Below are 19,770 nucleotides of genomic sequence, written 5' to 3' on the forward strand. Positions count from 1 at the left end.
ATCCGACATCGCCACGCACGCGTCATCCCACAGCCCCCGCGACGTTCTCCACAGCCCCTCGACGACGTCTGCCGCTTCTCGCCTAGCCTGCGAGCGTGACTGCTCACTCCGTCGCCGTGCTGATCGTGCACCTCGGGCTCGCCGCGGTCGGCGCCTGGCTCATCGCGATCGATGCGCGCACGCACCGGCTGCCGAACCGCATCGTGCTGCCCGCGCTGGGCGCCCTGATCCTGCTCGTCGTCGTCGAGGCGCTGGCGACGGGCGACGGACAGCGGCTGACGCGATCCCTGCTCGGCGCCCTCGCACTCGGCGCGTTCTTCGCCGTGCTGCGCCTCGCGTCGCGACGGGGCATGGGCGGGGGAGATGTGAAGCTGGCCGCCGTGATCGGGCTGGTGCTGGCCTGGCACGGCTGGCAGAGCCTCGCGCTCGGCGCAGCTGCGGCATTCCTGCTCGGCGCTCTGCACGCGCTGGTCCTGATGGGGCTGCGGCGGGCCACCCGGCACACGCAGATCGCGTTCGGGCCGTGGATGATCATCGGCGCAGCCCTCGCGATCGGGCTCTCGTGAGCGCATCGGACGTGTGTCGGCGCAGGGGGATAGGGTGAGCACATGGCTATCGCACGACTTCACGGCGGCCCGCTCGACGGGCAGATCATCCCGCTCGACGATGCAGATCAGGATTCCCTGATCCTGCCCTACAGCGAGACCCAGCTCACCTACCGGCGTGAGGGCGAGGCGTCCAACACCGGCGAGCACGACGGTCCCACCGAGACCGTCTTCTGGTTCGTCGAGGCGGGCGACGACATCAGCCCCGGCGACGACTGACCGCGCGACGCACGTGAGTGCAGAGCCGCAGCGCTCGTTCGAGGTCGAGCGCAAGTACGACGCGGGTGCCGACACGCGACTGCCGGACTGGTCGGACGTCCCCGGCGTCGTCGCGGTGACGGACGGCGAGCCGCGAGAGCTCGACGCCCGGTACTTCGACACGGCGGACGCCGCGCTCGCACGTGTCGGCGTCGCCCTGCGCAGGCGCACCGGAGGGCCGGACGCCGGCTGGCACATCAAAGGGCCGCGGCAGGGCGACGGCCGGCTCGAACTCGGCTGGCCGCTCGGCGAGACCGATCGGCTGCCCGATGCGGTCGCCGAGACCGTCGCGCAGTGGACGGATGCCGAGCTGCAGCCGCTCGCGCGCATCGAGAACTCCCGCACCGCCTTCCACCTGCTGGGCGCGGACGGCGTGATCGCCGAGTTCGTCGACGACCACGTGCGGGCGACGGATCTGCGCACCGGGACGCGCCGCGAATGGCGCGAGTGGGAGATGGAGCTCGGTCCGGCCGCTCCCGGTGATCCGGCTCGACGGGAGGCGTTCTTCGCGGCGGTCGAGACGGCCGTGAGGAAGGCGGGCGGTCGCGAGCCGTCGTCCGGATCGAAGCTCGCCAGGGCGCTCGGTCACTGACCGAACACCAACGGCTGCGCAACCCCTTTCATCGGCCTCGCCCGACGTGCTTGAGTCGCATCATGAATCATGCTGTGCAGCTGCGCTCCATCCAGACGCTCGTACCCGATGTGACGCTCGAACAGCACACGATCCGCGACATGTTCGCCGCGCAGCCCGGCCTGTCCCGGCTCGCGCAGCGACTGATCGCGACCTCTTTCGACGGCGCCGGGGTCGAAACGCGACACACCGTGCTCGCAGAGCTCGACCCCGCGGCCGAGATCGACGCACCGCAGTTCCTCGAACGCACCACCGGTGAGCTGCTCGAACCCGGCACCGCGGTGCGCAACGACATCTACGCGCGCGAGGCCGACCGGCTCTTCATCGAGGCCGCCGGGCGCACCCTCGCGGCCGACCCGGACCTCTCGGCATCCGACGTCACGCACGTCGTCACCGTCTCGTGCACCGGCTTCCACGCGCCCGGACCCGATTACGCCATCGTCCGCGCCCTGGGGCTCTCCGCCGCCGTGCAGCGCTACCACCTCGGGTTCATGGGCTGCTACGCCGCCCTGCCGGCGCTGCGCGCCGCCGCCCAGTTCTGCCGGGCCGACCCCGATGCGGTCGTGCTGGTGGCCAGCGTCGAGCTGTGCACCCTGCATCTGCGCTCGTCGGACGACCCCGACGCGATCATCGCCTCGTCGCTGTTCGCCGATGGGGCCGCTGCCGCCCTCGTCACCGCTCGTCGTCTGCCGACCGACGCTCCTGGATTCGTCATCGACGCATTCCACACCGCGCTCATTCCGGACGGGGAGGCGGACATGGCGTGGACGGTGGGCGACACGGGGTTCGAGATGGTGCTCTCGACGCGGGTGCCGCAGCTGATCGGAGCGCACATCGACGACGCGCTAGGCGCTCTGTGGCAGGGGGACGAGGGCATCGCGGGCGGGCTCGGCCGGCATCCGATCGGCGAGCTGGTGCGGCACTGGGCGATCCATCCGGGCGGGCGCAGCATCCTCGATCGCGTGCAGGAGCGACTCGGGCTCGACGACGGTCAGCTGGCGCCGGCGCGCGAGGTGCTGCGCACGCGCGGCAACATGTCGAGCGCGACGGTGCTGTTCGTGCTGCAGCGCATTCTCGAGCACGAGTCGCCGCAGCCGGGCGAGCGCGTCGCCGCGATGGCGTTCGGGCCGGGTCTCACCGCCGAGAGCGCGCTGATGACGATCGCCGGTCGTGACGCCGTCGCCGGTCGCGACGCCGCGTCCGGTCGCGACGCCGCCGCCGGTCGTGATGCCGTCGCCGGTCGCGGCGATGAGCGCTGAGCGCGGCTCCGTCATCGATCTGCGCCGGCGCGCGATCGATCTGCCCGAGCGGATGGATGCCGACGACGCCGACCCCGAGATGCTCGCGCGAACCTACGCGCGCTTCCCGTACGTCAACGCGATCCTGGCGGGCAGGCGCGGCCTGCACAGCCGCGAGATCGACCCGCGCGCGCGGCACGGCCGGATCCGCGTGCTCGACATCGGCTGCGGGGGAGGTGACATCGCCAGGTACGTCGCTCGCCGGCTGCGCAGAGACGGCATCCGCGCCGAGGTGATCGGCGCCGACATCGACGCGCGGGCGGTGCGCTGGGCGTCGGATGCCGACGACGAGGGGCTCGTGCGCTGGCGCTGCGTGTCGAGCGCGCAGCTCGTCGCGGAGGGGGAGTCGTTCGACGTCGTGCTCTCCAACCACGTGCTGCACCATCTCAGCGCGTCGCAGCTGGCTGACCTGCTCAACGACTCCACGCGCCTGACCGCCCCGGGCGGCATCGCCGTCCACGGCGACATCGCCCGAAGCCGGACGGCCTACGCGCTCTTCGACGCGCTCACCCGGCCGATCGCCGACACCCTGCTGAAGAACTCGTTCATCCGCGAAGACGGGCTGCTCAGCATCCGCCGCTCGTACACCGCGGCGGAGCTCGCCGCCGTCGCGCCGCCGGGATGGCGCGTCCAGCGGCGGTTCCCGTCGCGGCTCCTGCTGGTGCACGCCGGCCACCTGTACTGAAACGGGCCCACAATGGGGAAGGAGGCCCGGTCCGACCGGACCGGGCCTCCTTCTCGAGACGGGATGTCACATGTTGATCATGTGACCGGCGAGACCGTGGAAGGCCTCCTGCAGCGCCTCCGACAGCGTCGGGTGGGTGTGCACGTTGCGTGCGGCCTCGAGCGCGGTGAGGTCCCACTTCTGCGCGAGGGTCAGCTCGGGCAGCAGCTCCGACACATCGGGTCCGATGAGGTGGCCGCCGATGAGCTCGAGGTGCTCGGCGTCGGCGATCAGCTTGACGAAGCCGACGGGCTCGCCCAGGCCGTTGGCCTTGCCGTTCGCGCTGAACGGGAACTTGGCGACCTTGATCTCGCGACCCTCGGCCTTCGCCTGCTCCTCGGTGAGGCCGAAGCTGGCGACCTGCGGCTGGCAGAACGTGGCGCGCGGCATCATGCGGTAGTCGCCCAGCGTCTGGGTCTCGGCCTTGCCGATGGTCTCGGCCGCGACGACCGCCTGCGCCTCGGCCACGTGGGCCAGCTGCAGCTTCGCCGTGACGTCGCCGATCGCGTAGATGCCCTCGACGTTGGTGCGCATGTGGTCGTCGATGTCGATCGCGCCGCGCTCGGTGAGCTTCACACCGGTCTTGTCGAGGCCGAAGCCCTCGATGTTCGGCGCGAAGCCGACCGACATGAGCACCTTGCCCGCGGTGATCTCGCCCGGCTGGCCGTCGCGGGTCTCGTAGGTCACGACGACCTCGGAGCCCTTGTCGGTGACGGTCTTCACCGCGGTGGAGGTGAGGATGTCGACGCCGAGCTTCTTGTACTGACGCTGGATCTCCTTCGAGACCTCGGGGTCCTCGTTGGGGAGTGCACGGTCGAGGAACTCGATGATCGTGACCTTGACGCCGTAGTTCGTCATCACGTAGCCGAACTCCATGCCGATGGCGCCGGCACCGACGATGACGATCGACTCGGGAAGCTCGCGCGAGAGGATCTGCTCCTCATAGGTGACGACGTTGTCGCTGAGCTCGACGCCGGGCAGCAAGCGCACGGTCGAGCCGGTGGCGATGATCGCGTTGTCGAAGGTGATCTCCTCCGACGACCCGTCGCTCTTCGCGACGGAGATCGCCTTCGGGCCGGTGAAGGTGCCGCGACCCTCGTACTCGGTCACCTTGTTCTTCTTCATCAGGAAGTGGATGCCCTTGACGTGCGTCTCCGCCACCTTGCGGCTGCGGTCGAACGCGGCGCCGAAGTCGAAGCTCACGTCCCCCGAGATGCCGAAGAAGTCGGCCTTGTGGGTGAAGGTGTGGGCGACCTCGGCATTCTTCAGGAGCGACTTCGAGGGGATGCATCCGACGTTCAGACACACACCGCCCCAGTACTTCTCCTCGATGATCGCGGTGGACAGACCGAGCTGGGAGCTGCGGACGGCGGCGACGTATCCGCCAGGGCCCGCGCCGAGGATGACGACATCGTAGTGTGGCATGCCCACAGCCTAATCCCTGGCCGAAGGTGCGAGCGGGCGCGGGACCCGACAGAAAGTGACGGGCGGGCCTGTATCGGGCCTCCTTCCTGGTCCGCGCATCAGATAGTCTGGAGTGCCGGAGGAGGGAGACCCGTGACAGACGACAGCATCGGCGCCGGAGGCGCTATCCACCGCAGCGGCGGCGAGAAGCGCCACGACGTGACACAGACGTTCGGGCACGACTCCGATCTGTCCTTCGTGCCCTTCGGCGCCGACCTCACCGAGCCCGAGGCGGCCGCGATCTCCGCACTGCCTTCGGGGTCCGCGCTGCTGCTCGTGCGAGCCGGTGCTCTGGCGGGTGCCCGCTACCTGCTCGACTCCGACGTCACCACTGTGGGGCGCCACCCCGAGGCGGACATCTTCTTCGACGACGTCACCGTCTCCCGTCGTCACGCCGAGATCACCCGCTCGGGAACGGCGTTCGAGATCGTCGACCAGCGCTCGCTGAACGGCACCTACGTCAACGGAGAGCGCGTCGACCGCAGCGAGCTCGCCAACGGCTACGAGCTGCGCATCGGCAAGTTCCGGATGAACTTCTTCGCGTCGCCGATCGACCTCGCGACGGCGATCGACTGATGGCGGCGGCCGGCGCCGCCAGGGACCGCTCCGCATCCGCGGGTCTTCTGAGCATCGGTCAGGTCCTTGCTCGGCTCACCCCCGAGTTCCCCCAGCTCACCTCCAGCAAGCTGCGCTTCCTCGAGGTGCAGGGCATCGTCACTCCGTCGCGCACCGAGTCCGGCTACCGGAAGTTCTCCGCCTCGGACCTCGAGCGTCTGCGTGCGGGCCTCACCCTGCAGCGCGACCACTACCTCCCGCTCAGCGTCATCCGCGAGCAGCTCGATGAAGCCGAGGCGAAGGGCGAGGGATGGGGCAGCATCGCTCCTCCGTCGATCTCGCCGCCGGCCCGCCGCCGTCGACGCGAAGAGCTGCTGCTGCACACGGGTGCGACTCCGCAGCTGCTCAACGACGCGATCAGCGCCGGGCTGATCGTGGCGGCCGAACACTACACCGATCAGGCGGCCACGATGCTGTCGGGCCTGGTGACGCTCGCCCGCCACGGCATCGAACCTCGCCACCTGCGCAGCATGCGTCAGAACGCCGAGCGCGAGGCGGCGCTGATCGAGTCGGCGCTGTCGACGCTGCTGCGTCGCACCGACGCGGCATCCCGGGGGAGGGCGGCGGAACTCGCCCCCGAGCTCGCCACGCACATCGACGAGGTGCGCCGCCAGCTCGTGACCCAATCGCTCGAGCGCGTGCTTTCGTAACGAACGGATTGCGACACACCTTCCCCGCGGGTCGGATGTCGTTGCCGGGGCAGGGGTCCTGCTCTACCGTGGGGGATAAGCCGTTCAGGAGGGACAGAGTATGAGTGCGGATGGGCTTGCAGGCAACCCGCGGTTCGTGACCGAACTTCTGTTCACCGACGGTCTGCCGGCGATGGACGACGAGGTCGGATACCGCGGTGCCGTCGCCGCTCGCGCTGCGGGCATCACGTACCGCCAGCTCGACTACTGGGCGCGTACCGAACTGGTCGTCCCGACCGTGCGCGGCGCCTCCGGATCCGGCTCCCAGCGCCTGTACGGCTTCCGTGACATCCTCGTCCTCAAGCTCGTGAAGCGACTGCTCGACACCGGTATCTCGCTGCAGCAGATCCGCACCGCGGTCGAGCAGCTCCGCGCAGCGGGCATCCGTGATCTCGCCGGAACCACGCTGATGAGCGACGGCGCGTCGGTCTACCTGTGCACCTCGAACGACGAGGTGATCGACCTCGTCAGCCGCGGACAGGGCGTCTTCGGCATCGCCGTCGGCAAGGTCCTGCGCGAGGTCGAGTCCACGCTCGTCGAGTTCGACCCCACCGCGCCCGACCCGGTCGACGAACTCGCCGCGCGTCGGTCCAAGCGCACCGCCTGAGTCTCCACGTCGACTCGCTGCGCTCGCTCAGTGCAAGCGCCAGGCTCAGGGACCCATCTGGTGTAGACGAAGAGAGCCGCCCCGAGGGGCGGCTTCTCTCTTCTGTGCGCTGGGGCTTTCAGGCCGTCGCGCCGCTCTCGGGCACGGGCACACGGCCGGTGCGGATGATGCGATCGAGCAGCGCGTCGAAGTCGGCCGCGAGCTCCTGGGCGGAGTCGCCCGGCCAGATGTGCAGCGGCTTCGCGGCGCCCTGCGCCTGCTGCAGCGACGTGCGCTCGGGCAGCTGAGGCGACAGCACGAGGGGGCCGAACATGTCGCGCAGCTCTTTGATGCGGAACTGGTGCTCGATCGACTGCGGACGCACGCGGTTCACGACGATGCCCAGTGGCTGGAGTCGAGGGGAGAGGCCGCGGCGGATCTCCTCGATGGCGCGCAGCGCGCGGTCGGCGGCGGCGACTGAGAAGAGGCCGGGCTCGGTGACGACCATCACGCGGTCGCTGGCAGCCCAGGCGGTGCGCGTGAGGGCGTTCAGCGACGGGGCGCAGTCGATCAGCACGAGGTCGTACTCGCTCTCGACGGTCGCCAGAGCCTCTTCCAACTTCCAGACGTCGCGCACGCTCGGATGCGGTCCGTCGAAGTTGATCGCCGACGGGCTCCCGATCAGCACATCGATCGTGCCGGGGTGCACCTTCGCCCACCCGCTGGTGGTGATCGCCTGGCGCACCACCTTCTCCTTGGGATTGCCGAGGACGTCGGCGATGTTCAGCCGTCCGGCGATCTGAAGGTCCATGCCGGTGGACACGTCGGACTGCGGATCGAGGTCGACGACCAGGGTCCGTATGCCACGGGCGAAGGCGGCGGAGGCGAGACCGAGAGTCACGGTCGTCTTTCCGACGCCTCCCTTTAGGGAGCTGACGCTGAGTACGTGCACGACCTACACGTTACCGTGCGCTTCTTCGGGCGGCGCTCAGCGTCGGGCGGTGCGTCCGAGCCAGACCGTGCTTTTGCCGGGGATCAGGCGGGCGCACTAACCTTGTCGGGCGCCCACAAGGGTTGCGAGCTGGGAGTGAACCGTGAACCAGAAGAACAACGTCGGTCCCGAGGATGACGATTCGCTGGGTGTCCTCGATGACACCCCGTCCTCAGACACGACGGGAATCGGCCTGGTCGGCGGCACCGCGCACGTCGAGGTCGTGCTGCCCACGGGCGAGTACGACGACGCCGACGACGACGCGGTCGACGACGAGGTCGTCGGCGGCGAGGTCACGGCGGTGGTCACCGACCTCATCATCGACACGTCGGCCGTCGCCGACCCCCACGTGCTCGCCCGGATCCAGCAGGAGGCGCCGGACATCGTCATCGAGCTTCCGGCCGAAGACCTGCCGGTCGCCGCGACCGAGGCGCTGAGCGGCGCAGACGAGCCCGAGGAACCGGCGGCGGATGAGGTGACCGTCGTCGCGGAGATCGTGGATGACGTCGACGACCTCAGCGGATCGGCACTGGATGGCGGCGACGAGCACATCTCCGCACCCGAGGCTGAGCCTGAGCCTGAGCCTGAGCCGGAGCCGGAGCCGGAGCCTGAGCCTGAGCCTGAGCCTGAGCCTGAGCCTGAGCCTGAGCCTGAGCCTGAGCCTGAGCCTGAGCCTGAGCCTGATGTCGACGAGACTCCCGCTCCCGCCATCGATGACGACGACGATGACGACGACGACGACGACGACGACGATGACGATGACGACGACGACGATGACGACGATGATGACGACGACGACGATGATGATGATGACGACGACGTAGAGGTCGGCCACGTCAACGACGATGACGATGACGACGATGATGACGACGACGATGATGATGAGGATGCCGTAGAGGCCGTCGACGTCGCCGATGACGCTGATGACGCTGACGACGATGGCGACGGCGACGGCGATGCCGACGACGCCGACCACGTTGACGACGGTGACGGGCTCGTCGACGTGCCCCGCGATGTCGACGACGAGCAGGATCGTCCCGAGCCCGCCGACGTCGCGCGGGCACCCGAGCGTGCAGCCGCGCCGATCGATCCATCCCGACCTGCCGAATCCGCAGAGGAGACCGTTCCCGTGGCATCCCCCGACCGTGCACCCGCGCCCCGGCCCGCGGTAGCACCTCAGCCCGCCGAGATCGCGCTGACGTCGAAGAGACTCGACGACCTCGGGTCCGCCGCGACCAGCGAGACCGCCGACCTGCTGACCGCCGACCGGCTGCTCGACCCCGCCCGCGTGACCAAGCCCGAGCCGGAGGGCACCTGGAGCCACCTGCTCTACTCGATCTCGGGGGGCCGGATCAACGTCGGCGACAGCCGCAAGGCCCGCGAGCGCAAGCAGCTCAGCGCGCGCATCGCCGCGCCCCTCACCGGCACTGCGCGCTTCGTTCCCGTGCTCTCGCGCAAGGGCGGTGTGGGAAAGACGACGGTCACCGCACTGCTCGGCATGGCACTGGCGGATGCACGCGACGACCGCGTCATCGCCGTCGACGCCAATCCCGACCGGGGCACGCTCGCAGAGCGCGTGGTCGGCTCGCACACCAGGTCGGTGCGTGACCTGGTGCGCGCGCAGCACGACATCCGCGGCTTCCACGACGTCTCGGCGCTAGTCGCCCGCGACGAGACGCGCCTCGATGTGCTCGCGTCCGACGCAGATCCGCTGGTGTCCGAGGCGTTCGGCGACGCGGACTATCGCGATGTGGCCACCGTCGCCGCGCAGTACTACTCGCTCGTGCTCACCGACTCCGGCACGGGCATCGTGCACTCCGTGATGGGCGCCACTCTCGACCTGGCCGACCAGCTCGTCATCGTGTCGGGTCTGAGCGTCGACGAGGCGCGGCTGGCATCCGAGACGATCACCTGGCTCGAGTCGAACGGATACGCTTCTCTCGCCCGCGAGGCGATCGTCGTGCTGAACCAGTCGAATCCCGGCGCGCCGCTGGTGCGGCTGAGCGAGCTCGAGGCGCACTTCTCGACCCGCGCCAAGCATGTGCTGCGCATTCCGTACGACCCGCAGATCGCAGGCGGAGGCGCCATCGACTTCGGCAGCCTGCAGCCGGCCACCCGCCAGGCTGCTCGAGAGATCGCCGCAGCCCTCATCGAGGGCCTGAGAGCCAAGGCCGCCTGATGACCGTCCGCGAGATCCGCCTCTACGGCGACCCGGTGCTGCGCACGGTCTGCGAACCGATCGGCGAGATCGACGACGGCGTTCGCGCCCTCATCACCGACCTCATCGACACCGTCGAACTGCCCGGTCGCGCCGGAGTGGCGGCGAACCAGATCGGCTTCGCTCTGCGCGCCTTCAGCTACAACGTCGACGGTGAGATCGGCTACGTCATCAACCCGGTGCTCACCGAGGTGCGCGGCGAGGCCGTGCCGACGGGGGAGGGATGCCTGTCGGTGCCCGGGCTGTGGCACGACACCCCTCGGCATCCGTGGGCTCGTGTCGAGGGCATCGACCTCGACGGCCAGCCGGTCGTGCTCGAGGGTGACGGTCTGCTCGCGCAGGCGCTGCAGCACGAGACCGACCATCTCGACGGACGTGTCTATCTGAGCCGGCTGGAGGGCGAGACCCGCAGACTCGCCATGCGGCAGGTGCGTGAGAGCGACTGGTTCTGACGGCGAGGTCCTCGGAACGTCGACGCCCCCTCTCGGGCCCATCGCCCCGATGGGGCGCGGACACTCAGAGGGGGCGTCGACGTGTGAAGGTCAGCCCAGCGGCGTCGTGGTCGTCTGGACGGGGGTGTCGTAGATCTCGGCCACCGCGTCGGCGAAGTCATCGAGGATGACGTTGCGCTTGATCGACATCTTCGGTGTCAGGTGGCCGCTCGCCTCGGTCCACTCCACCGGCAGGATCGTGAACTTGCGGATCGACTCGGCGCGGGAGACCGTCTTGTTCGCGCGGTCGACCGCACGCTGCACCTCTTCGCGCACCGCCGCGTTGCGGCTGGCCTCGCTCAGCGACATGTCGGCCGGAAGACCGTTGTTCGCCAGCCAGGTCGGCAGCATCTCGCTGTCGAGGGTGACCAGGGCCGAGATGAACGGCTTCTGATCGCCCAGCACGACGACCTGGCTCACGATGGGGTTCGAGCGGATCGGATCCTCGAGCATCGCCGGGGCGACGTTCTTGCCGCCCGCCGTGACGATGATCTCCTTCTTGCGACCGGTGATCGTGAGGAAGCCCTCCGAGTCGAAGCTTCCCAGATCGCCGGTGCGGAACCAGCCGTCGTCGAAGGCGGCCTCGGTGGCCTCGGGGTTGTTCCAGTACTCCTTGAAGACGTTGATGCCCCTGACCTCGATCTCGCCGTCGTCGGCCAGCCGCACGCCCACGCCGGGCAGTGCGGGGCCGACCGTGCCGATCTTCGACTTGTGGGCGAGGTTGACCGTCGCAGGGGCGGTCGTCTCGGTCAGGCCGTAGCCCTCGAGGATCACCACGCCGAGACTGTGGAAGAAGTGTCCGAGGCGGGCGCCGAGGGGCGCCGAGCCCGACACGGCGTAAGAGACGTTGCCGCCCATGGCCTCACGCAGCTTGCTGTAGACGAGCTTGTTGAAGAGCGCGAACTTCATCCGCAGGCCGAACGGGATCGGCTTGCCCTCCTCGAGCAGGGTGGAGTGCTCGATCGCCGCCGCGGCCGCTGCGCGGAAGATCTTGCCCTTGCCGCCTGCCTCCGCCTTCTGCTCGGCGGAGTTGTAGACCTTCTCGAACACCCGGGGCACGGCGAGCAGGAACGTCGGCTTGAACGAGCCGAGCGCGGGAAGCAGCTGCTTCGTGTCGGGCTGGTGCCCGGTGCGCACACCCGAGTGCACGGCCAGGATCGAGATGAACCGTGCGAACACGTGCGCGGTCGTGATGAACAGCAGGGTCGAGGCGCCGGGCGCCGAGACGACCTCGTCGAGGGCCTTCGCGGAGTTGCGCGAGAGCTCGACGAAGTTGCTGTGCGTGAGCACGCAGCCCTTCGGGCGACCGGTCGAGCCGGAGGTGTAGATCAGCGTGGCGATGTCGGAGCCGACGGCGATGCCGCGACGGCGCTCGATCTCAGCGTCGTCCACCTCGGCGCCGCGTGCGGTGAGGGTGTCGATCGCGCCGAGGTGCAGCTGCCATATCTCGCGCACGAGCGGCAGGTCACCGCGCACCTCGTCGGCGCGGGTGAAATGCTCGGCGGACTCGACGATCAGGGCGGTCGCCCCGGAGTCCTCCATGATCCACTGGATCTGAGCGGGGGAGCTGGTCTCGTAGATGGGGACCATCACCGCGCCCGCGTAGAACAGCGCGAAGTCGATCAGCGTCCAGTCGTAGGTCGTCTTCGCGATGAAGCCGACCTTCTCACCGGGCTGGATGCCGGCGGCGACGAATCCCTTGGCGAGAGCGATCACCGCGGTCTCGAAGTCCTTCGCCGAGATATCGCGCCATCCGCTGCCCTCCGGCACGCTGAACAGGGCGAGGTCGGGGGACTTCTTGACCCGCTCGGCGAGCAGGTCGCTGACATTTCCCTCGGGGTCGGCAGGGACGATTGCGGGGACTTCGAACTGGGCCACGGCAGCTCCTTCGGCACCGATCGGACGGGTGTGCAAGAAGTCTATGGCATGAGACCCAGTCGCATCGTTGAAGAAACTCGGTCGCCGATGTCGCCTCGGCGCTAGACTTCCCTCGATGTTCTACTGGCTGATGAAGTACGTCGCGATCGGTCCGCTGGTCAAGGCGATCTTCCGACCCTGGATCGTGGGGCGCGACAACGTCCCCACCAGCGGCGCGGCCATTCTGGCGAGCAATCATCTGTCCTTCGCCGACTCGATCTTCCTGCCGCTGCTCATCGACCGACCGATGTCGTTCCTCGCCAAGAGCGACTACTTCACCGGGCGGGGTCCGAAGGGGTGGGCGACCCGGGTCTTCATGAAGGGCACCGGGCAGATCCCCATCGACCGCTCCGGAGGGAAGGCATCCGAGGCCTCTCTGAACACCGGCCTGCAGATTCTCGGACGCGGCGATCTGCTGGGCATCTACCCCGAGGGCACGCGGAGCCCCGACGGACGGCTCTACCGCGGGCGCACGGGCATCGCACGCATGGCGCTCGAGGCGAAGGTCCCGGTCATCCCGGTGGTCATGGTCGACACCGACACGGCGATGCCGATCGGCCAGCGCATCCCGAACATCATGCGCGTCGGCATCGTGATCGGTGAGCCGCTCGACTTCTCGCGCTACGAGGGCATGGAGAACGACCGGTACATCCTCCGAGCGGTCACCGACGAGATCATGATCGCGCTGCAGCGCCTCGGCGCCCAGCGCTACGACGACGTGTACGCGTCCACCGTGAAGGACCGTCTGCCGCCCGGCGCACCGGGGCGTCCCTGACCGACCGACCCGCTTCTCCGCGTCGCCCGTCACAGGGCCGATCCGCATGGTCGGCGGACACTAAGCTTGGGCTCATGCTTCCCTCGCACCCCGAACTCGACGCGTGGCGATCCCTTCCCATCAAGCAGCAGCCGCAGTGGCCCGATGCAGAGCGTGTCGCCGAGGTGTCGACGCAGCTCGCCGCCCTCCCGCCGCTCGTCTTCGCGGGAGAGGTCGACAACCTCCGCGCGCGGCTCGCCCGTGCGGCATCCGGAAACGCCTTCCTCCTGCAGGGCGGCGACTGCGCCGAGACCTTCGCGGGGGCGACGGCCGACCAGATCCGCAACCGGATCAAGACGGTGCTGCAGATGGCGGTCGTGCTCACGTACGGGGCGTCGATGCCCGTGGTGAAGATGGGCCGCATGGCCGGCCAGTTCGCCAAGCCGCGCTCCAGCGACACCGAGACCCGCGGTGAGGTGACGCTGCCCGCGTACCGCGGAGACATCGTCAACGGGTACGACTTCACCGAGAACTCGCGTCAGGCCGACCCCGGTCGCCTGCTGCAGGGCTACCACATGGCCGCGTCGACACTGAATCTGATCCGCGCGTTCACGCAGGGTGGCTTCGCCGACCTGCGTGAGGTGCATTCGTGGAACAAGGGCTTCGCTCAGAACCCTGCCAACCAGCGCTACGAGCGCATGGCGGCCGAGATCGACCGTGCGATCAAGTTCATGGAGGCGGCCGGCGCCGACTTCGAAGAGCTCAAGCGCGTCGAGTTCTTCACCGGCCACGAGGGTCTGCTCATGGACTACGAGAGCCCGATGACCCGCATCGACTCGCGCACGGGGACCCCGTACAACACCTCGGCGCACTTCCTGTGGGTGGGCGAGCGCACGCGTGAGCTCGACGGTGCGCATGTCGACTACTTCTCGCGCATCCGCAATCCCATCGGCGTCAAGCTCGGCCCGACGACGACGCCCGAGACCGCGCTCGCGCTGATCGACAAGCTCGACCCGAACCGCGAGCCCGGGCGGCTCACCTTCATCACCCGCATGGGTGCGGGGAAGATCAGGGATGCTCTTCCTCCGCTGCTCGAGGCGGTCAAGGACTCCGGCGCCACACCCCTGTGGGTCACCGACCCCATGCACGGCAACGGGATCACCACGCCCAGCGGTTACAAGACGAGGCGCTTCGACGACGTGGTCGACGAGGTGCGCGGCTTCTTCGAGGCGCACCGCGCCGTGGGCACGTTCCCGGGCGGCATCCACGTCGAGCTCACCGGCGACGACGTCACGGAATGCCTGGGCGGCTCGGAGCAGATCGACGAGGCCGGCCTCGCGACCCGTTACGAGAGCCTGTGCGACCCGCGTCTGAACCACATGCAGAGCCTCGAGCTCGCATTCCTCGTCGCCGAGGAGCTCGAGAAGCGCTGAGGCCCTGCCTGAGGAGCGGCCGTCCGGATCACCGGGCGGCCGCTTTCATCTGCATGCCGGCCGGTGTATAAGCAGCCGAAGCCGCTCAGTGGACCATCTTCCAGCCGACCAACACGCTCAGCAGAGGAGAGCCGTCAGCAGAAGAATCCCGGGGTGAGCGTGACCGTCGTGCCGCGGGCGGCGCTGCCGCTCGGGTCGTAGCTGCACACCTTGTAGACGTCCCAGTACTTGCCGCCGAGGGGCAGCCCGATGTCTTCGATGGTGGGGTTCACCTTGAAGCCGGCGCCCTTCAGGGCATCGACCGCCTGGCGCACGGTCTTGCCCTTGACGTCGGGGATGGGCAGCGGCTGCGGACCCTTCGACACCGTCAGCGTCACCGTGTCGCCGGGGCGCCAGGGGCCGCCGTCCGGGCGCTCGGCGCTCTGCGAGATGACCGATCCCTTGGCGACCGAATCGCTCCAGTCCTCGGGGCGCTCATCAGCGACCTGCAGACGGGCGTCCTCGAGCAGGCGCACTGCCTCGTCGAGCGGGCGGCCGGTGACGTCGGGCACGGCGCCGAGCGAGAGCTGGATGAGGGCCGTGTCGTCTTCGAACACCTCGCAGCCGTCGGCGCAGCCGTATGCGTCGCCCTCGTCGCGCGGCGTGACGCGCACGTTCAGCACGAGCCCCGCGTCGAGCTCGTCGAAGTACTCCTCGACGTCGTCCGAGACGTTCACGCGGTTGTCGGCGAGGATGCTGCGCACCTCGTCCGCGCTCTTGCCGCGCAGCGCCGGCAGCTGGTGTCTGGCAGGCCCCGTGGATACGACGAGCGAGACCGTGCTGTCCTTCTCGACGCGCTGGCCTTCGCCGGGAGCCGACTCGATCACGAGTCCCGCGTCGACGTCGATCGATGACTGCTCGGCCCTCTCGGGAACCAGGCCCTCTGACGTGACGGCGGCGGCGGCATCCTCGTAGGTCATTCCCGCGACCGTCGGAACGGCGATGAGCGAACCGGGGCCCGACCCGAACCACCATCCGACGCCGCCCGCGAGGACCGCGAGCAGAAGCACCACGGTGAGCAGCGCCGCACCGGTCGAGCGACGGCGCGCCGTGCGCCGACGAAGGCGAGTGGCGTTGTCGACCGGTTCGCCGACCTCCTCGACGGGCGTCGGCAGCAGGGCCGTGCCCGGCAGGATCTTGGTGACCGAACCGGAGTCGTATTCGCGAGCGGGTGCGTCGGTCGCGGTCGGTGCGGGCGCGACGCCGATCTCGCGCTCGATCTCCCGCAGACGCGTGAGCATGGCCTTCGCGTCGAGCGGACGGTCGTCGGGTGACTTCTCGGTGGCCCAGAGCACCAGTTCGTCGAGCGGCCCGGGAACGGAGGGGTTGCGTGCGCTCGGCCGCGGCACCTGCTCGGTGGCGTGCTGGAAGGCGATCTGCATCGGCTGCTCGCCCTTGTAGGGCTGCTCGCCGACGAGCATCTCGTACAGCATGATGCCGAGGGCGTAGATGTCGCTGCGGGCGTCGGCCGTGCCGCGGGTGACCAGCTCGGGGGCGAGGTAGGCGATGGTGCCGAGCAGCTGGGCGCCGGTGGCGGTGTTCGCCGTCGTCGCCCTCGCCAGTCCGAAGTCGCCGATCTTGATCCGGCCGTCCTCGGCGAGCAGAACGTTCTCGGGCTTCACATCGCGGTGCACGATGCCGGCCGCGTGGGCGGCGGCGAGACCCGACAGGATCGCATCCATGATCGTGATCGTCTGTGTGATCGTGAGCCGCTTCTGCTCTCGCATCAGCTCGCGCAGAGTGATTCCCGGGAGGTACTCCATCACCAGGTAGGCGAGCTCGCCGTCTTGACCCTGGTCGAAGACGTTCACCACGTGCGGATCCGCAAGCCGTGCTGCGGCTCTCGCCTCCTGGATGAAGCGACTCTGAAACGCCGAGTCGTCGCTGAGATGCGCGTGCATCACCTTGAGCGCGATGCGCCGCTCCAGGCGCATGTCCGTCGCCACATAGACGGTGGCCATGCCGCCGCGCGCGATCCGTGCGCGAACGCGGTACCTGCCGTCGACAAGCCGCCCGATGAGCGGGTCGGCCTGCGGAGTGTTCACAGGTCGAGTCTATGAAGAACAGGCTGGGTGAACGGGCAATGGCGCACCGCAGACGGGTTTCGATCCGGTGACGATGGGCGCGTCATCGCAGTGCGGTGAGCCACTGGTTCGCCTGCTGCTCCCACATGCCGTAGCGGTCGGGGTACGCCGAGACCTGCACCGCCTGCGCAGCGTCGGTGAACGGCATGTTCTGCCAGTCGGGGATGTCGAGCAGTCCTCGGGTCGTGCCGCCGTTGGGATTCGCTGCGCCGCCGTAGAACGCGCGGATGCTGCGGTCGGCGTCCATGGCCTGCTCAGGCGTGCCCCAGCCCTGGCTCGGGCGCTGCTGGAACAGGCCCAGCGAGTCCCGGTCGCCGTGGTCGAGGTTGCGCATCGAGGACTCGACCATCGCGGTGGCCAGCGCGATCGCGATCCCGCGATCGGGAACGCCGAGTTCGCGTCCGATCCGGACGATGTGTGCGGCGTGAGCGGTCTGGGTGGCGTCCAGCGCTGCCGAGCGCTGCCCGGCCGCCGCCGGTGCGGGCGCCGGGACGGACAGCCGGAGAGTCTGACCCGGATAGATGATGCTGCCCTCGCCCATGCCGTTCGCCTGCAGCAGGGCGGAGACACTCGTGCCGTGCTTCCTCGCGATCCCGAAGAGGGTGTCGCCGGCTGCGACGATGTGCGAGGCGGGTGCCGCGGCCGGTGGAGCGGTGGGCGCGACGGCGGAGACGGGCGCAGCCGCCGGAGCCGCGGCGACGCGCAGCGTCTGCCCGGGCGTGATCATGGCCGAGCCGCCGAGGCCGTTGCTGGTCATGATCGCCGAGACCGTCGTGCCGTACCTCTTCGCGATGGCGAACACGGTGTCGCCGGGGACGACCGTGTGGACGGCGGCCGGGGCGGGAGCCGCCGGGCTCGTCGGTGGGGCCGAGGGTGCGGATGCGGGTGAGAGGCGAAGGGTCTGACCTGGGAAGATCACCGACCGCCAGCCCAGGCCGTTCCACGACAGCAGGTCGGTCGTGGTCACACCGTGACGCGCGGCTATGGACGAGACGGTGTCGCCGGGTCGGATCGTGTACTCGGCGGGCGCAGCGACGGTCGGCCGCACGGCGGCGTGCGAGCTTGCATGCAGGCCGGGACCGCCGCCGGAGAGCGAACGCATGCTCGGCGCGTGGCTCGCGGCGATCGACGCGCGGATCTCCTCCGCGGCGGCAGGGGTCGCAGTCAGGGCTGCCGCCAGAGTGCCGACGACGGCGGCCGGGGCGGTCAGGCGCATCGCCGCACTGCGCGTAGTGGTGGTGTGCATGTCGTCTCTCTCCCGTTGTCCCCAGGGCGCTCGGTTCCCAGAAGCGCGTCGGTCCACACAAGACGCTGACACGCGAGTAAAGGGATGTCAACAGAAGAGAAAGGTGTGACTGCTGTGATCGATGTATTCGCTCCGGCGGTGCCGCGACGCCGGCAGGTGCGCGGATGAGATAGTGGAGGGGTGTCTGAGAACGCTGCTGATCCCACTGCCTGGCTGACGATTCCCGAGCTCGCCGAGGCGCTCCACGAGACGCCGGGCCGCGTACGGCGACTGCTCGACGAGCACTACCTGATCGGCTCGCGTCGCAACGGCGCGTTCGCGGTGCCCGCGGTCTTCATCGTCGACGCCCGCCCGCTGCCGTCGCTGCGGGGCACGATCATGGCCCTGCAGGATGCGTCGTTCTCTGATGACGAGATCATCGACTGGCTGCTCGCGGAGGAGGAGACGCTCGGCCGCACGCCGATCGCGGCGCTTCTCGCCGGGCACAAGAGCGAGGTCCGTCGCGTCGCGAGAACCCTCGCCTGACGGATTGACCTCACCGGACCCGCCGCGGTGCGGATTCAGGCCGAGCGTGCGATCGCGGCCTCGGCCAGCGCCTGCAGCGCTTGAGACGCCGTCTGGTTCAGCTCGGCGTCACGAAGGGCTCGGACCGCCGTGCCGCTGTAGTCGGCGATCATCTGCTCGACACGCGTCGCGGCCCCGCTCTCGCGGATCAGCCCCTGAAGCTCTGCAACCTCTGCTGCGCTGAGATCGGGGTCGCCGATGCGCTCGTCGAGCAGGGCGCGGGCATCCGGTGCGAGCGACTCTCGTGCGATCGCGATGAGGGCCGTGCGCTTGCCCTCGCGCAGGTCGTCGCCTGCCGGCTTGCCCGTGACCACGGGGTCGCCGAAGACGCCGAGCATGTCGTCGCGCAGCTGGAAGGCCATGCCGACCGGATGCCCGAAGGCCCGCAGTCGTCCGAGCAGCGGTTCGTCAGCGCCGCCGAGAGTCGCCCCGAGGAGGATTGGCTGCTCGACGCTGTATCTGGCGGATTTCAGGGCGGCCACGCGCAGCGCGCGTTCGAGAAGGGAGGAGGGCTCGTTGACGCTCCACGCCGACTCCTCGGTCACATCCAGCATCTGACCGACGGTGACATCGCGCCGCATCCGGGCGTACTCCGCGCGCGCGGCGCCGGCGTGCTCGTGCCCGACGAGGCTCTCCTCGAGCAGGTCATCGCTCCAGGCGACGAGAAGGTCGCCGAGCAGCACGGCCGTCGAACGGCCGAAGGCGGCGGCATCGCCGTGCCAGCCGGCGTCGCGATGGGCGGCTTCGAGGGCGCGGTGCGACGCCGGGCGGCCGCGACGCGTGTCGGAGTTGTCGATCAGATCGTCGTGTACGAGCGCCGCCGACTGGAAGACCTCCAGTGCGGCGCCGAGGCCCCAGAGCGCCGGATCCACCGGCGTGCGGTCGCCGGTCGCTGCGAGCCAGCCCGCGTGGGCGAACCGAGCGCGCAGGCGCTTGCCGCCCTGCAGGGTGGCGGCGGCGGCGTTCAGAAACAGCTCGGCATCGGGGCCGTACTCCGCGCTTCGCAGGCGCATGCTCTGCACGAAGAGGTCGAGTCTCTCGGCGACGGCGTCGATGACGAGGGAGGATGACACGATTCCCAGCCTAGATGCAGACAATCGGGGGACGCTCGGCTAGCCGACTGCGCCGCGCGCGGGTAGACTCGAGTCACCGAACCGAGGGGG

Annotated in this window: 20 protein-coding genes; 13 read left to right on the forward strand and 7 right to left on the reverse strand. The window is 69.3% G+C overall.

Features of this window, described 5'->3' with window-relative positions; translation table 11 throughout:
- Positions 1 to 95 precede the first annotated feature (95 nt).
- The 5 genes from PGB26_RS09075 to PGB26_RS09095 all read left to right on the forward strand — a co-directional run bounded on the left by PGB26_RS09075 (position 96) and on the right by PGB26_RS09095 (position 3,477).
- On the forward strand, positions 96 to 566 hold the full coding sequence (locus tag PGB26_RS09075) for a prepilin peptidase (protein WP_271637310.1): 471 nt from the start codon (positions 96 to 98) through the stop codon (positions 564 to 566).
- Between the two features lie 42 nt (positions 567 to 608).
- Positions 609 to 824: a response regulator gene (locus PGB26_RS09080; protein ID WP_271637311.1), complete on the forward strand. Its 216-nt coding sequence runs from the start codon at positions 609 to 611 to the stop codon at positions 822 to 824.
- 13 nt (positions 825 to 837) lie between these two features.
- On the forward strand, positions 838 to 1,455 hold the full coding sequence (locus PGB26_RS09085; RefSeq protein WP_271637312.1) for a CYTH domain-containing protein: 618 nt from the start codon (positions 838 to 840) through the stop codon (positions 1,453 to 1,455).
- A 62-nt stretch (positions 1,456 to 1,517) separates the two neighbouring features.
- On the forward strand, positions 1,518 to 2,753 hold the full coding sequence (locus PGB26_RS09090) for a type III polyketide synthase (RefSeq protein ID WP_271637313.1): 1,236 nt from the start codon (positions 1,518 to 1,520) through the stop codon (positions 2,751 to 2,753).
- On the forward strand, positions 2,743 to 3,477 hold the full coding sequence (locus PGB26_RS09095; protein WP_271637314.1) for a methyltransferase domain-containing protein: 735 nt from the start codon (positions 2,743 to 2,745) through the stop codon (positions 3,475 to 3,477). Before PGB26_RS09090 ends, PGB26_RS09095 begins: the two co-directional genes overlap by 11 nt.
- A gap of 66 nt (positions 3,478 to 3,543) precedes the next feature.
- On the opposite strand, the gene lpdA is transcribed toward PGB26_RS09095, so the two are convergent.
- On the reverse strand, positions 3,544 to 4,941 hold the full coding sequence (lpdA, locus tag PGB26_RS09100; RefSeq protein WP_271637315.1) for a dihydrolipoyl dehydrogenase: 1,398 nt from the start codon (positions 4,939 to 4,941) through the stop codon (positions 3,544 to 3,546).
- A 132-nt stretch (positions 4,942 to 5,073) separates the two neighbouring features.
- Between lpdA and PGB26_RS09105 the strand changes: the two genes are divergently transcribed.
- The 3 genes from PGB26_RS09105 (at position 5,074) to PGB26_RS09115 (ending at position 6,891) form a co-directional block, all read left to right on the forward strand.
- Entirely contained in the window at positions 5,074 to 5,556 is a 483-nt protein-coding gene (locus PGB26_RS09105; protein WP_271637316.1) for an FHA domain-containing protein, read from the forward strand.
- Complete coding sequence (ftsR, locus tag PGB26_RS09110; RefSeq protein WP_271637317.1) at positions 5,556 to 6,245, forward strand: transcriptional regulator FtsR; 690 nt, start codon at positions 5,556 to 5,558, stop codon at positions 6,243 to 6,245. Before PGB26_RS09105 ends, ftsR begins: the two co-directional genes overlap by 1 nt.
- 100 nt (positions 6,246 to 6,345) lie before the next feature.
- Positions 6,346 to 6,891, forward strand: a complete 546-nt coding sequence (locus tag PGB26_RS09115; RefSeq protein ID WP_271637318.1) for a MerR family transcriptional regulator — start codon at positions 6,346 to 6,348, stop codon at positions 6,889 to 6,891.
- A 118-nt stretch (positions 6,892 to 7,009) separates the two neighbouring features.
- Here the strand turns inward: PGB26_RS09115 and PGB26_RS09120 are convergent, their stop codons facing one another.
- Together PGB26_RS09120 and PGB26_RS09125 are read right to left on the reverse strand one after the other, a co-directional pair.
- The gene (locus PGB26_RS09120; protein WP_101186900.1) at positions 7,010 to 7,822 is read right to left on the reverse strand and encodes a ParA family protein; all 813 of its coding nucleotides are present in this window, start codon (positions 7,820 to 7,822) and stop codon (positions 7,010 to 7,012) included.
- A gap of 211 nt (positions 7,823 to 8,033) precedes the next feature.
- Positions 8,034 to 8,837 (reverse strand): hypothetical protein, encoded by an 804-nt coding sequence (locus tag PGB26_RS09125; RefSeq protein WP_271637319.1) that lies wholly within the window; start codon positions 8,835 to 8,837, stop codon positions 8,034 to 8,036.
- A gap of 27 nt (positions 8,838 to 8,864) precedes the next feature.
- Between PGB26_RS09125 and PGB26_RS09130 the strand changes: the two genes are divergently transcribed.
- Together PGB26_RS09130 and def are read left to right on the forward strand one after the other, a co-directional pair.
- Positions 8,865 to 10,040 (forward strand): MinD/ParA family ATP-binding protein, encoded by a 1,176-nt coding sequence (locus PGB26_RS09130; RefSeq protein WP_271637320.1) that lies wholly within the window; start codon positions 8,865 to 8,867, stop codon positions 10,038 to 10,040.
- On the forward strand, positions 10,040 to 10,531 hold the full coding sequence (def, locus tag PGB26_RS09135; protein ID WP_271637321.1) for a peptide deformylase: 492 nt from the start codon (positions 10,040 to 10,042) through the stop codon (positions 10,529 to 10,531). Before PGB26_RS09130 ends, def begins: the two co-directional genes overlap by 1 nt.
- Before the next feature lie 90 nt (positions 10,532 to 10,621).
- Here def and PGB26_RS09140 read toward each other — a convergent pair whose 3' ends face one another.
- Positions 10,622 to 12,448 carry an AMP-dependent synthetase/ligase gene (locus PGB26_RS09140; RefSeq protein ID WP_271637322.1) on the reverse strand — a complete coding sequence of 609 codons (1,827 nt, stop codon included), beginning with the start codon at positions 12,446 to 12,448 and terminating at the stop codon, positions 10,622 to 10,624.
- A 115-nt stretch (positions 12,449 to 12,563) separates the two neighbouring features.
- On the opposite strand from PGB26_RS09140, the gene PGB26_RS09145 reads away from it, so the two are divergent.
- Together PGB26_RS09145 and PGB26_RS09150 are read left to right on the forward strand one after the other, a co-directional pair.
- Positions 12,564 to 13,262, forward strand: a complete 699-nt coding sequence (locus PGB26_RS09145) for a lysophospholipid acyltransferase family protein (protein WP_271637323.1) — start codon at positions 12,564 to 12,566, stop codon at positions 13,260 to 13,262.
- 74 nt (positions 13,263 to 13,336) lie between these two features.
- Complete coding sequence (locus PGB26_RS09150; RefSeq protein WP_271637324.1) at positions 13,337 to 14,674, forward strand: class II 3-deoxy-7-phosphoheptulonate synthase; 1,338 nt, start codon at positions 13,337 to 13,339, stop codon at positions 14,672 to 14,674.
- A 134-nt stretch (positions 14,675 to 14,808) separates the two neighbouring features.
- Here the strand turns inward: PGB26_RS09150 and pknB are convergent, their stop codons facing one another.
- Positions 14,809 to 16,758, reverse strand: coding sequence for a Stk1 family PASTA domain-containing Ser/Thr kinase (gene pknB, locus PGB26_RS09155; RefSeq protein ID WP_271637325.1), 1,950 nt, complete (start codon positions 16,756 to 16,758; stop codon positions 14,809 to 14,811).
- Between the two features lie 82 nt (positions 16,759 to 16,840).
- Complete coding sequence (locus tag PGB26_RS09160) at positions 16,841 to 18,043, reverse strand: LysM peptidoglycan-binding domain-containing protein (RefSeq protein ID WP_271637326.1); 1,203 nt, start codon at positions 18,041 to 18,043, stop codon at positions 16,841 to 16,843.
- A gap of 180 nt (positions 18,044 to 18,223) precedes the next feature.
- On the opposite strand from PGB26_RS09160, the gene PGB26_RS09165 reads away from it, so the two are divergent.
- Complete coding sequence (locus tag PGB26_RS09165) at positions 18,224 to 18,568, forward strand: Rv2175c family DNA-binding protein (RefSeq protein ID WP_271637327.1); 345 nt, start codon at positions 18,224 to 18,226, stop codon at positions 18,566 to 18,568.
- A 35-nt stretch (positions 18,569 to 18,603) separates the two neighbouring features.
- Here PGB26_RS09165 and PGB26_RS09170 read toward each other — a convergent pair whose 3' ends face one another.
- Positions 18,604 to 19,680 (reverse strand): polyprenyl synthetase family protein, encoded by a 1,077-nt coding sequence (locus PGB26_RS09170; protein ID WP_333909421.1) that lies wholly within the window; start codon positions 19,678 to 19,680, stop codon positions 18,604 to 18,606.
- Between the last annotated feature and the right edge of the window lie 90 nt (positions 19,681 to 19,770).

The organism is Microbacterium sp. nov. GSS16 (assembly GCF_028198145.1).
In the GTDB taxonomy this organism is placed as follows: domain Bacteria; phylum Actinomycetota; class Actinomycetes; order Actinomycetales; family Microbacteriaceae; genus Microbacterium.

Excerpts from the sequence above, each read along its gene's own strand:
- PGB26_RS09145 (WP_271637323.1), top strand. The coding sequence starts at position 12,564 with ATGTTCTACTGGCTGATGAAGTACGTCGCGATCGGTCCGCTGGTCAAG.
- PGB26_RS09080 (WP_271637311.1), top strand. The coding sequence starts at position 609 with ATGGCTATCGCACGACTTCACGGCGGCCCGCTCGACGGGCAGATCATC.
- PGB26_RS09115 (WP_271637318.1), top strand. The coding sequence starts at position 6,346 with ATGAGTGCGGATGGGCTTGCAGGCAACCCGCGGTTCGTGACCGAACTT.
- ftsR (WP_271637317.1), top strand. The coding sequence starts at position 5,556 with ATGGCGGCGGCCGGCGCCGCCAGGGACCGCTCCGCATCCGCGGGTCTT.
- PGB26_RS09160 (WP_271637326.1), bottom strand. The coding sequence starts at position 18,043 with ATGCACACCACCACTACGCGCAGTGCGGCGATGCGCCTGACCGCCCCG.
- def (WP_271637321.1), top strand. The coding sequence starts at position 10,040 with ATGACCGTCCGCGAGATCCGCCTCTACGGCGACCCGGTGCTGCGCACG.
- PGB26_RS09095 (WP_271637314.1), top strand. The coding sequence starts at position 2,743 with ATGAGCGCTGAGCGCGGCTCCGTCATCGATCTGCGCCGGCGCGCGATC.
- PGB26_RS09150 (WP_271637324.1), top strand. The coding sequence starts at position 13,337 with ATGCTTCCCTCGCACCCCGAACTCGACGCGTGGCGATCCCTTCCCATC.
- lpdA (WP_271637315.1), bottom strand. The coding sequence starts at position 4,941 with ATGCCACACTACGATGTCGTCATCCTCGGCGCGGGCCCTGGCGGATAC.
- PGB26_RS09090 (WP_271637313.1), top strand. The coding sequence starts at position 1,518 with ATGAATCATGCTGTGCAGCTGCGCTCCATCCAGACGCTCGTACCCGAT.